Source organism: Pseudomonas faucium, assembly GCF_021602585.1.
In the GTDB taxonomy this organism is placed as follows: Bacteria; Pseudomonadota; Gammaproteobacteria; order Pseudomonadales; family Pseudomonadaceae; genus Aquipseudomonas; species Aquipseudomonas faucium.
The window spans coordinates 92,299-105,874 of the sequence record NZ_BQIP01000004.1 but is presented as its reverse complement, the minus strand read 5'-3'; the positions used below and the strand labels follow the sequence as shown (position 1 = coordinate 105,874).

Genomic DNA, 13,576 nt, shown 5'->3' with positions numbered 1-13,576 from the left:
CAGTCAGAAACTCAACGCTTGCCGAGAATCTGCCCCAGCAGCTCCGGCCGCGGTGCCCCCTGCTGGCTCTGCAGGTTGCCCTGCTCATCCTGATAGAAAATCGCCGGTGTCGCCTGCAACCCCATCTCGTCCATCAACGCCATGTTGGCTTCAAGCTGCTTCTGCACCGCCTCCGGCACCTGCTCCAGCGCCTTCAAGGCGCTCGCCTTGCCGGCCTTCTCATGCTGCTCCAGCGCCTTGGCCGGGTCCTTCGCCGCCAGCAAGGCCGCCGACTTGCCCGGGCTGTCCTCGCGAATGATGCCGACCATGATGTGCCGCAGCTGCACCTTGCCCGACTCCACCCACGGCCGGGCCTGTTGCCAGAACATGTTGCAGTACGGGCAGTTCGGGTCGCTGAACAGGTACACCTTGCGCGGTGCATCGGCCTTGCCGTCGGCAATCCAGTGGGTCTTTTCCAGCTTGGCCCAGATGGCCTTGGACATCGGCCCGTACACCAGCTTCTCCAGCGGCTCGGCAGTCATGTCCTTGCCCTGCTCGTCGAACAGGCTGCCGACCAGCACGTGCTTGCCATCGGGCGTCAGGTACAGGGCGATGCCGTTGTTCTGGTACTCGGCGGCGTAGCCGCGCAGGCCGTCGGGGGCATCGAAGCTGCCCTTGATCACGGCGCCCTTGGCTTGCAGTTGCTGGATCGCCTTCGGCAGCTCCTCGGCCTGTACCAGCGGGGCGGCCAGCAGGGCCAGGGAGAGGGGCAGCAGTGCAGTCAATCGCATGTCAGTTTCCTTGTGCGGCAGGGGCGGGCGCGGCGGCCCGCTGGAAAGGTTCCAGGGCATGGCGCAGGCTGGCCCGCGACAGCTCGCCGAGGTGGCTGCCGATCAGGCGGCCGTCGGCGTCGTAGAACAAGGTGGTGGGCAGGGCCATCGAGCCGACCCGCTGGGCCAGCACGCCGGTGCCGTCGAACAGCACATGGGTCAGGCTCAGGCCGGTGGTGGCGAGGAAGGTGCTGACGTTTTCCGGCGTCTCGCCCTGGTTGACGAACAGGAACGTCACATGGGGGTATTCACCCTGGGCCTGCTGCAGCACCGGCATCTCGCGCCGGCACGGCGGGCACCAGGTGGCCCAGATATTGATCACCAACGGCTTGCCGCGGTAGCTGTGCAAGGCCACCGACTGGCCATTGGCATTGCGCAGGCTCAGCTCGGGCAGTTGGGTGCCCTTGCTGTACAGGTGGCTGCCCAGGCTGGTCAGGCCCCAGAACAGCGCGCCGCTGAACAGGGCCCAGGCCAGTGGCCGGCGCAGCCCAGGGTGGCGCCAGCCTTGCCAGAGGGTGGCGAGCACCAGGCCGAGCAGGCCGGACCAGAGCAAGAAGCCGCCATCGCGGATATCGATGACCTGCAGCAGGTCATCCTGGTACATCGGCCAGTAAGCCAGCACGAAGCCCAGGCGGGCGCTGAGCAGGCCGATCAGGAACAGGTTGAACAGCGCCGACTCCGGGCTTTCGCCGCCGCGCCGCGCGGCCCACCAGCCGACCAGGCAGGCCACGCCCAGGGCGGCAAGCATCAGCAGGTGGTTGAGGGCCATGGTCAATGGCCCCAATGTGACGGTCAGCATCAACCTTGGCTCCTGGTCTGGGTCCAGTGTTGCAGGAAGCCGGCGGCGTCCACCTCACCGGTGATGCGCCGGGCGCGGCGTTCTTCGCCTTCCGGGCCGAGCCAGAGGATGCTGGGCGGGCCCGGTACCTGGTAGCGTTGCAGCAGCTCGCGGCTGGCCGGCGCGTCGGCGGTCACGTCCAGGCGCAGCAGGTGCACGCCGGCCAGGCTGGCCTGCACGTCGCTGCGGCTGAACACCTGTTTTTCCATGACCTTGCACGACACGCACCAGTCGGCATAGTAGTCCAGCATCACCCACTGGCCACGGGCCTTGGCCGCATCCAGCTCGCGCTGCAGGGCTTGCGGGCTGCTGACCGTGACGAAGGCATCTTCGCCGTGCTGCGCGGCAACCGGGGCGCCGCCACCGGTGAACGGGCGCAGCGGCTGCCACAGGTCATCGCCACCGGCCGCCGCGCCAACCAGCAGCAGGCCACCCCACAGCGCACCCAGCAACGGCACCGCGCGCAGTGCGGGCAAGCGCTGCAGCGCAGGCCACGCCGCCCAGCCCAGGGCAATCAGCCAGGCGCCGCTCAAGGCCAGCAGCAGCGGGGCACCGAGCAGGCCGCGCACGGTGTACAGGGCCATGGCCAGGAACACGAAGCCGAACACGCCTTTTACCCGGTTCATCCACGCACCCGGGCGCGGCAGGTAGCGGTTGCCCAGGGTCACCAGCAACAGCAGCGGCACGCCCATGCCCAGGCCCAGGGTGAACAGCACCAGCGCGCCCTGCAGCACATCACCGCTTTGGGCGATGTACAGCAGCGCACCGGCCAGCGGCGCGGTCATGCACGGGCCCATCAGCAGGCCCGACAGCGCACCGAGCAGTGCCGCGCCCACCAGGCTGCCGCCCTGGGTGCCTTGCCCGGCGCGGTCCAGGCGGTCGCGCAGGGCCGCAGGCAGTTGCAGCTCGAAGGCGCCGAACATCGGCAGCGCCAGCAGCACGAACAGCGCCGCCAGGCTGCCCAGCAACCACGGCTGTTGCAGCCAGGCCTGCAGGCTCGCGCCAAGCAGTGCGGCCACCACGCCGAGCGCTGCGTACACCAGCGCCATGCTCAATACATAGACGCCCGCCAGCACCCAGCCGCGCCGGGCGCTGGCGCCATTGCCCAGTACGATGCCGGCCAGAATCGGCAGCATCGGCAGCGAGCAGGGGGTGAAGGCCAGCAGCAGGCCGAGGCCGAAGAAGGCCAGCAGGCTCCAGCCCAGGCTGGCGCTTTGCAGGCCGCTGGCCAGGGCCTGGTCGCTGGCCTGGTCGGCGGCGGGCGCGGCGCTGCCACCCAGGTCGATCACCGTGGTCTGTGGCGGGTAGCACAAGCCTGCGTCAGCGCAGCCTTGCCAGCCCAGGCGCAATTGGCCCTGGGCATTGGCAGGCAGCAGCAGTTCGAGCTGGTCGCGGTACACCGCGCTGTCGCCGAAGAATTCGTCGTGGTGGTTAAGCGCGGCCGGCAGCTGCGGGTGCTGCTCGGCGGGCAGGCCGTCGAACTTCAGGCGCTTCTGGTACAGGTAATAGCCCTGCTTGATCTGGAAGAACAGGCGCATCTGCCCGTCGGCCTGGCGGTCGTGGGTCAGCACGAAGGCCTGGTTTACCGGTAGGAAGTCGGGTTTGACGTCGAAAGGGTTGGCGTGCAGTGGGCCGGCCAGCAGCAATGTCAGGAAGAGCAGGAAAACGCGCATGTCTTCGCCTTGGCAGTACGTGAAGTGGGGCCATGCTGGCGTGGGTCGATTAACCCAAGGTTAACCCACGGCCTACAGAGGCTTCCGGCAATTCGGACACACCGCGACATACTGTCCGCTTGACTTTGCCTCCAAGTGATTTTCCTGATATAAATCTGACTTTGCAGTCAGCTTCCAGGCTTTCCCCCCTCCCAGTTTTCCAGCACCTAGAATCAAAAGATGGGCAGACCCTCGTTTCTGCCCAGAGGATCAAGCATGTCCAACCGTGATATTTCCCGGCGCTCCTTCCTGCAAGGTGGGTTGATCGCCGGCGTCGGCGTGACCCTGGCACCCCTGGGCAGCCAGGCGTTCGCCGCCCTGATGGAAGACCGCGTCACCACCTCGCCACAAAAGTGGATGAACCACGATGGCAAGGCGCGCTTCCGTAACGACGCCCTGTCCAAGGTGTGCGGCAACAAGGTCTTCGCCCGCGACATCCGCTCCAAGGACATGCCTGGCTGGCCCGCCCAGCAAGGCCACGCGATGTTGCTGAAGATCACCAAGGCCGACCGCGTCTACGCAGGCTACGACCTCGACTGGCTGGGCGCCGACCTGCAGCCGGACCGCATCGTCACCGCCGCCGACCTGCAAAAGGACGGCATCGCCTGGCCCGAGGCCCACTCGCCCGACCCGCTGCTGCCGCCCGGCAAGGTGCCGATGTTCATCGGCCACCCGGTGGCGATCCTGATCTGGCACGACTTCGAGCGCTACCGCCAGGCCAAGCGCAAGCTGCAGTTCAACGACAAGGCGATCCGCTATGGCGCCCAGGCGCCGCTGTACCAGGGCGACCCCTACGGCAGCTTCCGCTTCGTGCGCGTGGGCGGCGCCACGCCGTTCGAGGACGACGAGTTCTCCAGCCTGAAGAATTCCATGCTGTTCCCGACCATCCTCAACCGCAAACCGCTGTGGTCCAAACAGCCCAACCAGCACGGCGACCTGACCGAGCAGGGCCTGTTCTACGCCAAGCGCATGGGCGAGCAGTTGGACAACCCGCCGCAGGACTGGCTGGTGTTCGACGAACGCTACAAGACCCCGTCGATCGAGCCGGCGGCGCTCGAACCGGACAACGGCAACGGCTGGTACGACCCGGCCAGCGGCACGCTGCACTTCGTGGTCGCCACCCAGTGCCCGTTCGAAGTGGCGCAGGAATGCGTGCACATGATCAAGCCGTCGCGCTTCGCCCTGCAGCACCTGAACATGCACCCGGGCTATACCGTGGGCTACGGCTCCAAGGACAACAACATCTTCGTGTTCTACGCCGCGGTCGCCGCGCTGTATGGTGCCGGTGTGCCGATCCGCCTGGCCAACGACCGCTACGAGCAGTTCCAGAGCGGCATCAAGCGCCACGCCTTCGACATCCGCTACCAGCTGGCCGTGGACAAGAAGGACAACAGCTTCAAGATCTTCCGCGCCGACATGAGCTGTGACGGCGGTGGCCGCATCAACTACAGCCCGTCTGTGGCGGCGGTGGGCGCCACGGCGGCCCAGTCGATCTACTACATGCCGCAGAACGACCTGTCGGTGACCGCCTACTACTCGCGGGGCGTCGAGGCCGGCTCCATGCGCGGCTACGGCACCCTGCAGACCATGGCCGCCACCGAGATGATGGTCGACGAGATCGCCGGCCGCCTGGGCGTCGATGCCATCGAGCTGCGCCGCGCCAACGCGCTGAAGTCGGGCATGAAGAACACCCAGGGCGCAGTCCCGGCCGGTGCCCTGCGCCTGCACGAGATCCTCGACAAGGCCGCCGCCCACGAGTGGTGGCGCAACCGCGATGCGCGTAAGCAGGCGATGGACGCCAAGGACCCGGACCACTGGTACGGCGTAGGCTTTGCCATCTGCCAGAAAGACTTTGGCACCGGTTCCGAAGCGCCGATGGCCAGCATCGAGTTCAGCGCCGATGGCCGCATCAGCCTGCGCCACATCGGCACTGAGCTGGGCACTGGCATGTCCACCTCGCAAGCCCTGGTGGTCAGCGACTTCCTTGGCCGCTCGGCCGATGAGGTGACTACTGCCGTCACCGAATGGCCGGAGCTGCAGCTGAGCACCAGCGGCAACCCCTACCTGATCAGCCAGGCCGAGCAGGACGCCGCGCTGCGCAACCCGCGCTGGGTCGGCAAGCTGGCCTCGCCTTCGTCGGCGACCAACTCGGCCTTCTACTTCAGCCACGCCACCCGCGAAGCTGCGCGCGCGCTGTTCAACCACGGCCTGTGGCCTGCCGCCATGGCGCTGTGGAGCAAAGGCCCGTTCGGCGGCCAGGCCAACCCGCTGGTGGTGCGCCGCGAGAACGCGGTGTGGGTCAACGGCGCGCTGACCGGCAACGGCCTGGCGCCGATCCCGTTCGCCGAACTGGCGAAAAAGGCCCACGAAATGGGCCTGGTGACCGGCGTCAGCGTGCACGGCTTCAACCGCTGGAGCTGGGCCGAGGCCGACTTCGTCATCGACGGCGTGCGCGAGCGCTTCCCGCTCGATGCCATGGCGGTGAAATACGGTGACGGCGCGGTCAATGCCAAGAAAGCGCAGATGACCAGCAATGGCTACCACCTGCTCGACCGGCAGAACCCTGGCTACCCGGCCACCCAGCTGAACAACGCCATGGTCACCTACTACAGCCCGGTGGCGACCATCGTCGAAGTGAAAGTGAACAAAGGCACCCGCGAAGTGCAGGTGCTCAACCACCACAGCTGGGTCGAATGCGGCCGCGTGCTGGTGCCCGAACTGGTCAAGGGCCAGCTCGAAGGCGGTATCGCCATGGGCATCGGCCATGCCCTGACCGAAGAAATGCCCCTGTACGAAGGTGGCCCAGGGGAGGGTGACTGGAACTTCAACCGGTATCGCCTACCGCATGCCAAAGACGTCGCGGTGTGGCAGCAGACGTCCGAAATCCTGCCGCCGCTGTCGCCCACCGACCCCTCCAAAGGCATCGCCGAGGTGGTGATGATCCCGGTGGTCGGTGCCATCGGCAACGCCGTGGCCCATGCCATTGGCAAACGTGTACGCGATCTTCCGATTACTCCAGCCCGTATCAAGGAGGCCCTCAATGGCTAACCGTTCGCTTCAACTGACCCTCAACGGTCAACCGGTCGGCCCGGTCGAGGTCCCCGATGACCTGGCGATGATCGACTACCTGCACGAGCACCAGAACCTCACCGGTTCGCGCCTGGGCTGCGGCCAGGGCATCTGCCATGCCTGCGTGGTGATCGTCGACAACCCCGACGGCACCAGCGAGGAAGTGCGCACCTGCATCACCGGCGCCCACTACTTCGCCGGCAAGAAAGTGCGCACCATCGAAGGCCACGCCAAGCAGGACGAGGCCGGCAATGTGACGCTGAACCCGATCCAGCAGAAGTTCGTCGACCTGTTCGCCTTCCAGTGCAGCTACTGCGCACCGGGCTTCGTCAACGCCGCCACCGTGCTGGTGGAAAAGGCCCAGCGCCAGCCCCTGAAAAAGAGCGAAGTGGAGGACAGCATCGAGGCCAGCCTTGGCCACCACATCTGCCGCTGCACCGGTTACGTGCGTTATTACGACGCCACGCGGACCGTGCTCAATGATCTTGGCCTGGTCAAGGAGGGTTGAGCATGGGTTTCGTACGTTCCGGCCTGGCGCTGGCGCTCGGCCTTGCCGTTTCGCTGGCTGCACAGGCGTCCGATGACGCGCAGGTCAAGCGCGGTGAATACCTGGCCCGCGCCGCCGACTGCATGGCCTGCCACACCGCCGAGGGTGGCGCGCCATTTGCCGGCGGCCTGCCGATCCATTCGCCGTTCGGCACCATCTACGGCAGCAACATCACCCCGGACAAGCAGTACGGTATCGGCAACTACAGCGCCGACGAGTTCTTCGCCGCCGTGACCGAAGGCAAGCGCAAGGACGGCGCCAACCTCTACCCGGCCATGCCGTACACCTCGTACCACCTGATCAGCCGGGAAGATTCCGACGCCATCCTGGCGTACCTGATGACCCAGCCGCCGATCAACCGCCCGGCACCGGAAACCAAGTTGAGCTTCCCGTTCAACGTGCGCATGGGGCTGTCCGGCTGGAACATGCTCTACGGCAAGAGCGTGCAACTGCAGCCGACCGAGGGTAAAAGCCCGGCCTGGCAGCGTGGCCAATACATGGTCGAAGTGATGGGCCACTGCGGCGAGTGCCACACCCCGCGCAACCCGATCGGCGCGCTGCAGCAGGACAAGCGCCTGACCGGCGGCCTGCTCAATGGCTACCTGGCGCCTAGCCTGCTGGCCCAGGACCTGGCCGAGCGCGGCTGGACCCAACCGGACCTGACCACCTTCCTCAAGCACGGCATCAGTGCCCAGGGCAGCATGTTCAACGAGATGTTCCCGGTGGTGCACCACAGCACCCAGCACCTGGAAGACGCCGACCTGGCCGCCATGGCCACCTACCTGCTGGGCGAACAGCCGCCGGCGGCCAAGGTCATCAAGGAAGTGCCACTGGAGCAGCTGACCGACAGCGCCAAGCGCGGCCGCCAGCAGTACCTCAACGTCTGCGCCGGCTGCCATGGCGTCGACGGCGAAGGCAAGCCGCACATCGCCGTGGCCATGCAGGGCAACACGGTGCTGCGCCAGGGCGACTCGCGCAACCTGGTCAAGGCTATCCTTGACGGCATCCGTGAGCAGCAGTTCACTGGCTTCGAGCGCATGCAGCCGATGCCAGGCTTTGCCGACAAGCTCAACGACCAGCAGGTGACGGACATGGTCAACTACCTGCGCCAGGCCTGGGGTGGACTGCCCGGTGACCTGAGCGTGCAGCAGCTCGCCGAGCTGAAGGCGGAGTAAAGGTGCAGCATCTCGATCTGCAAGTCATACGCCAGGCGTTGCAGTGGTCCTGCAACGGCCAGCGGGTATGGTTGTGCACGGTGCTCGCCACCTACGGCTCGGCGCCCCGTGCGCCGGGCTCGTTGCTGGCGGTGAACGACAGCGGGCAGTGGGTGGGCTCGCTGTCGGGCGGCTGCGTGGAGGATGACTTCCTCGAGCGCGTGGCCCTGGGCGAGTTTCCCGAGCCGGTGGCCGTGGTGCGCTATGGCGACGCCAGCGACCGGCGCTCGAACATTCGCCTGCCGTGCGGCGGGGTGCTCGAGGTGCTGGTGGAAAACCTGGCGGCCGACTGCGAGGTGCAGGCGCATTTGCGTGCGCTGCAAAGCGCCTTGCAGGGCCAGCGTCGGCTGCTGCGCGAGGTGAGCTTGCCGCAGGGCACTCGCCGGCTCAGCGATGATGCAGCCCAGGGGCCGCGGGTGGTGCGTGAGGCCAGCCGGGTGTACGTGCGGGTCGGTGCTGCCCAGCGGCTGCTGCTGGCGGGGTATTCCAGCGTCGCCCATTACTGCGCCGAATTCGGCAAGGGCATGGGGTTCGAGGTGATCCTCTGCGACCCCCGCGAGGAGGTGCTCGAAGGCGTGGTGCTGGACGGCATCGAAGTGCGCCGTGAACTGCCCTCGGAATTCATCGCCAACGGTGGCTGCCATGCCGACACGGCGGTGGTGGCGTTGACCCATGACCCGAAGATCGACGACCTGGCCATGCTCGAGGCCGTGCGCACCGAAGCCTTCTACATCGGTGTGATGGGCTCGCGCGCCACCTCCGACAAGCGTCGCGAACGCCTGCACCGGATCGGCGGCCTGGGCGCCGACGAGCTGGCTCGCATCCATGCCCCCATCGGCTTGAACCTGGGCAGCAAGACACCGGCGGAGATCGCCCTGGCGGTGCTTGCCGATATCCTGCGCCAGCGCAACGGCATCGAGCGGGCATCGCTGTGAGTGTGGTGGCGCTGGTGCTGGCGGCCGGCAGCAGCGTGCGCTTTGGTGGCGACAAGCGCCGGGCCACGCTGGATGACGGGCGCAGCTTGCTGGTGCATAGCGTCGAGCGCGCCTGCGCGGTGTTCGGCGATGTGCGCGTGGTGCTGCGTGCCGGGGAGCGCGGCGAGGACCTTGGCCTGCCGGGTGACTGCCGGATCATCGCCAGCCCGGATGCCGGGTTGGGGATGGGGCATAGCCTGGCGGCTGGGGCTGCTTCGCTGATCGACAGCGATGCGCAGGCGGTGGCCATTCTGTTGGGCGACATGCCTTGGATTGCGCCCGCGTCCCTTCGCCGGCTGGCCGAAGCCGCCACGGCCTCGGCCATCGTGCTGCCGCGCCATGCCGGTCAGCAAGGGCACCCGGTGCTGTTCGGGCGCGAGTTTTGGCCGGCGCTGGCGCAGCTTGCCGGTGACGAGGGCGCGCGTTCGCTGCTGCGGGCGCACCCATCCCATTGCGTGGTGGTGACGCTGGAAGATGCCGGCGTGCTGCGCGATGTCGATACGCCCCAGGCGCTGCGCTGAACCAAGCGCGGAAAAAGGTTCATAATCTCCCGTTAATCACCCCATGGTGAACTGCCAGCCACCTCATTCCGGGAGCTCTTGACCATGCACGTTCTGCTCTGCGAGGACGACGACCTGATCGCCAGCGGCATCTGCGCCGGCCTCACCGCCCAGGGCCTGACCGTCGACCGCGTGGCCAACGCCGCCGCTGCCCGGGCCATGCTCCAGGCCGCGCAGTTCGATGTGATGATCCTCGACCTCGGCCTGCCCGACGAAGACGGCCTCAAGCTGCTGCGCCGCCTGCGCCAGCAAGGCATCGACCTGCCGGTGCTGGTGCTCACCGCCCGCGATGCGGTCACCGACCGGGTCGACGGCCTGCAGGCCGGCGCCGACGACTACCTGCTCAAACCCTTCGACCTGCGCGAGCTGGCTGCGCGCCTGCACACCTTGCTGCGGCGGGTTGCCGGGCGGGCGGTCAACGTGATCGAGCATGGCCCGCTGCGCTACGACCCGAGCAGCTGCGAAGCCACCCTGGCCGGCCAATCCGTGGACTTGTCGCGGCGCGAGCAGGCCTTGCTCCAGGCGCTGCTGCAAAACCCTGGCCGGGTGCTGTCCAGCGAGCAGCTCAAGGACTGCGTGTACGGCTTCAGCGACGAAGTCGAGAGCAACGCCCTGAACGTTCACATCCACCACCTGCGCCGCAAGCTCGGCAACAGCATCGTCGAGACCGTGCGCGGCCTGGGCTACCGCCTGGGGCCGGCGCAGGCGCCGGGAGGCGCGGCATCATGAGCCTGCGGGTACGCCTGAGCCTGATCCTGGGCAGCGCCTTCATCATCATCTGGGTGCTGGCCGCCGCGTGGATGCTGCGCGACCTGCGCCAGCAGATGATGTTCTCCCTCGACCAGCGCCTGGTGGCGTCGGCGCGGATGGTCGCCGGGCTGATCGACCAGCTGCCCAAGCCGCTGACCGCCAAGGGCGAGGAGGCGCACTTTTCCGCCGACCAGTTCACCGTGCCCGACGGCATGGCCTGCCAGGTGAGCTCGCTGCGCGGCGAGATCCTGGCCAGCAACCACAAGCACGACGGCACGATGGATGACCAGCAGAGCGGCTTTCGCGACCAGACCATCGACGGCGCGCTGTGGCGCACCTTCACCTACAACCACGGCGACGTGCGCATCACCACCGCCGACCGCCACATGGAGCGCGAGGCGCTCAACCAGTCCATCCTGCTGGCCGCCTCGGCGCCCGTGCTGATGGCTTTGCTGGGCAGCCTGGGGCTGGTGTGGATCGGCCTGGGCAAAGGCCTGGAGCCGCTCAACCGCATGCGCGACGCGCTGCGACGGCGGCGCGCCGACAGCGTCGAGCCGCTGCAGGTGTCCGGCCTGCCCAGCGAACTGCAGCCCTTGCTCGACACCCAGAACCAGCTGTTCCTGCGCATCGCCCAGACCCTGGAGCGCGAGCGCCGGCTGACCGACGACGCCGCCCACGAACTGCGCAGCCCGCTGACCGCAATCAAGACCCACCTGCAAGTGGCCCGCATGACCGACGGCGCCGTGCGCGAGCAGGCGCTGGAACATGCCGAGCAGGGCGCCGACCGCATGCACCGCACGCTGGAGCAGCTGCTGATGCTGGCGCGGGTGGAGGGCAGCCTGTCGTTCGAGGATGGCGTGCAGTGCAGCGCCGAGCAGGTGGCGCGGCAGGCGGTGCAGGATGCCGGGGGTGGCGACAACCGGCGCATCGTCCTTCGCTTGCCTGAAGAGGCCGCGCAAATCTACCTGGGCATGCCGGCGCCGCTGGCGGTGGCGGCCTTGCGCAACCTGCTGGACAACGCCTTGCGTCATGGTGGTGACAGCGAAGTGGAGCTGCAGGTACAGATGGACGCCGGGCAGGTGGGCTTCATCGTGCGCGACCATGGGCCGGGGATTGCCGAAGGCGACCTGCAGCACCTGACCGAGCGCTTCTGGCGCCATGGGCAGAGTGGCGGCTGCGGGTTGGGCTTGGCGATCGTGCAGGCGATCGTGCAGCGCTGTGCGGGCAGCCTGAAGTTCGACAGCCGCAGCGATGGCTTGCGGGTGATGTTGCAGGTGCCGGCGCGGTCTGGGCACTGATTTCTACAGGCTGTGCCGGCCTCTTCGCGGGGCAAGCCCGCTCCCACAGGCTCACCCTATTCTCAAGGGCAGTGGCGACCCCTGTGGGAGCGGGCTTGCCCCGCGAAGAGGCCGGCACAGCTCCAAAAAATCCCACGAAAACCGCTAAATCCTCCCCCCAGCCAAGCGTCTCCCAAGCGACAACCACCCGCACATTCGCTTGCTTGCGAGGATTCACCCATGCCGATCGCTTCCAGCCTTGCCCAGGCCCTGCCGGCCAGCGCGCCGCAACCGCTGTACGAGTTCACCGACTCGCCCCTGCTGCAACGCCAGCAGCAACAGGAATCCAACGCCCGCAGCTACCCCCGGCGCATCCCCCTGGCGCTCAAGCGCGCCCGTGGCATCCACGTCGAGGACGTCGAGGGCCGCCAGTTCATCGACTGCCTGGCCGGCGCCGGCACCCTGGCCCTGGGCCACAACCACCCGGTGGTGATCGAGGCGATCCAGCGCGTGCTGGCCGAGGAAGTACCGCTGCACACCCTGGACCTGACCACGCCGGTCAAGGACCGCTTCGTCCAGGACCTGTTCGGCGTGCTGCCCGAAGCGCTGCGCCGCGAGGCCAAGGTGCAGTTCTGCGGCCCGACCGGCACCGATGCCGTGGAAGCGGCGCTCAAGCTGGTGCGCAGCGCCACCGGGCGCAGCACCGTGCTGGCCTTCCAGGGCGCCTATCACGGCATGAGCCAAGGCGCGCTGAGCCTGATGGGCAGCCACGGCCCCAAGCAGCCGCTGGGCGCGCTGCTGGCCAATGGCGTGCAGTTCATGCCGTACCCCTACGACTACCGTTGCCCGTTCGGCCTGGGTGGCGAGGCCGGGGTCAAGGCCAACCTGCATTACCTGGAAAACCTGCTGCTCGACCCGGAAAGCGGGGTGCCGCTGCCGGCGGCGGTCATCCTCGAAGTGGTGCAAGGGGAGGGCGGCGTGATCCCTGCTGACATCGCCTGGCTGCAAGGCGTGCGGCGCATCACCGAGCAGGCCGGGGTGGCGCTGATCGTCGACGAGATCCAGAGCGGCTTCGCCCGCACCGGGCGGATGTTCGCCTTCGAGCACGCCGGCATCGTGCCGGATGTGGTGACCCTGTCCAAGGCCATCGGCGGCAGCCTGCCGCTGGCGGTGGTGGTCTACCGCGACTGGCTCGACACCTGGAAGCCAGGCGCCCACGCCGGCACCTTCCGCGGCAACCAGATGGCCATGGCCGCGGGCTCGGCGGTGATCAACTACCTGGTCGAGCACCGCCTGGCCGAACACGCCGAGGCCATGGGGCAGCGCCTGCGCGGGCAGCTGCTGAACCTGCAGCGCCAGTACCCGCAACTCGGCGACATCCGCGGCCGTGGCCTGATGCTGGGGGTCGAGCTGGTCGACCCGAATGGCCCGCGCGATACCCAGGGCCACCCGCCGGCCAACCGCGAGCTGGCGCCGAAAGTGCAGCGCGAGTGCCTCAAGCGCGGCCTGATTCTCGAGCTCGGTGGCCGCCACGGCGCGGTGGTGCGCTTCCTGCCGCCGCTGATCATCAGCGCAGCGCAAGTCGATGAGGTAGCCCAGCGCTTCGCCGAGGCGCTGGCGGCAGCCGTCTGACCCCCCGGGGCCGCGCTGCGGCCCCTCCAACGCCCTCTTGCAGAGGCGGCGCACAGGCCGCCTCTCGCCCCTGCGCGGCCTCCCGCTCGCCCCGATCTCCCCACCTGCCAGCGTTAATTTTTTCCAGCGTGTATCCGTTTCGTAGGGATAGCCGGGCACTGCCCGTGGTACCTCACTCGTACGGAAAGCAAGCC

General features: G+C 67.8%; 11 protein-coding genes. 8 read left to right on the top strand and 3 right to left on the bottom strand.

Going from position 1 to position 13,576, the window contains the following annotated elements:
• Nucleotides 1-11: 11 nt before the first annotated feature.
• From dsbG to dsbD, 3 genes are read right to left on the bottom strand one after another with little or no spacing between them, the layout of a single operon-like run.
• Entirely contained in the window at nt 12-770 is a 759-nt protein-coding gene (gene dsbG / locus L6D75_RS06830; protein ID WP_176516489.1) for a thiol:disulfide interchange protein DsbG, read from the bottom strand.
• Nucleotide 771: 1 nt separating this feature from the next.
• Nucleotides 772-1,608, bottom strand: a complete 837-nt coding sequence (locus L6D75_RS06825) for a TlpA family protein disulfide reductase (protein ID WP_176516486.1) — start codon at nt 1,606-1,608, stop codon at nt 772-774.
• Nucleotides 1,608-3,320 (bottom strand): protein-disulfide reductase DsbD, encoded by a 1,713-nt coding sequence (gene dsbD / locus L6D75_RS06820; RefSeq protein ID WP_176516484.1) that lies wholly within the window; start codon nt 3,318-3,320, stop codon nt 1,608-1,610. Before dsbD ends, L6D75_RS06825 begins: the two co-directional genes overlap by 1 nt.
• A gap of 255 nt (nt 3,321-3,575) precedes the next feature.
• Between dsbD and L6D75_RS06815 the strand changes: the two genes are divergently transcribed.
• The 8 genes from L6D75_RS06815 to L6D75_RS06780 all read left to right on the top strand — a co-directional run bounded on the left by L6D75_RS06815 (nt 3,576) and on the right by L6D75_RS06780 (nt 13,382).
• Nucleotides 3,576-6,407, top strand: a complete 2,832-nt coding sequence (locus L6D75_RS06815) for a xanthine dehydrogenase family protein molybdopterin-binding subunit (RefSeq protein ID WP_176516481.1) — start codon at nt 3,576-3,578, stop codon at nt 6,405-6,407.
• The gene (locus L6D75_RS06810) at nt 6,400-6,936 is read left to right on the top strand and encodes a (2Fe-2S)-binding protein (RefSeq protein WP_176516479.1); all 537 of its coding nucleotides are present in this window, start codon (nt 6,400-6,402) and stop codon (nt 6,934-6,936) included. The genes L6D75_RS06815 and L6D75_RS06810 overlap by 8 nt, the downstream gene beginning before the upstream one ends.
• Nucleotides 6,937-6,938: 2 nt before the next feature.
• Complete coding sequence (locus L6D75_RS06805) at nt 6,939-8,150, top strand: c-type cytochrome (protein ID WP_176516477.1); 1,212 nt, start codon at nt 6,939-6,941, stop codon at nt 8,148-8,150.
• Nucleotides 8,151-8,152: 2 nt separating this feature from the next.
• Nucleotides 8,153-9,124 (top strand): XdhC family protein, encoded by a 972-nt coding sequence (locus tag L6D75_RS06800; RefSeq protein ID WP_176516475.1) that lies wholly within the window; start codon nt 8,153-8,155, stop codon nt 9,122-9,124.
• The gene (locus L6D75_RS06795; RefSeq protein WP_176516474.1) at nt 9,121-9,684 is read left to right on the top strand and encodes a nucleotidyltransferase family protein; all 564 of its coding nucleotides are present in this window, start codon (nt 9,121-9,123) and stop codon (nt 9,682-9,684) included. The genes L6D75_RS06800 and L6D75_RS06795 overlap by 4 nt, the downstream gene beginning before the upstream one ends.
• Nucleotides 9,685-9,768: 84 nt before the next feature.
• Entirely contained in the window at nt 9,769-10,452 is a 684-nt protein-coding gene (locus tag L6D75_RS06790) for a response regulator (RefSeq protein WP_176516473.1), read from the top strand.
• Nucleotides 10,449-11,771 carry an ATP-binding protein gene (locus tag L6D75_RS06785; protein WP_176516472.1) on the top strand — a complete coding sequence of 441 codons (1,323 nt, stop codon included), beginning with the start codon at nt 10,449-10,451 and terminating at the stop codon, nt 11,769-11,771. The genes L6D75_RS06790 and L6D75_RS06785 overlap by 4 nt, the downstream gene beginning before the upstream one ends.
• A gap of 219 nt (nt 11,772-11,990) precedes the next feature.
• Nucleotides 11,991-13,382, top strand: a complete 1,392-nt coding sequence (locus tag L6D75_RS06780; protein WP_176516471.1) for an aspartate aminotransferase family protein — start codon at nt 11,991-11,993, stop codon at nt 13,380-13,382.
• The last annotated feature ends 194 nt before the right edge of the window (nt 13,383-13,576 follow it).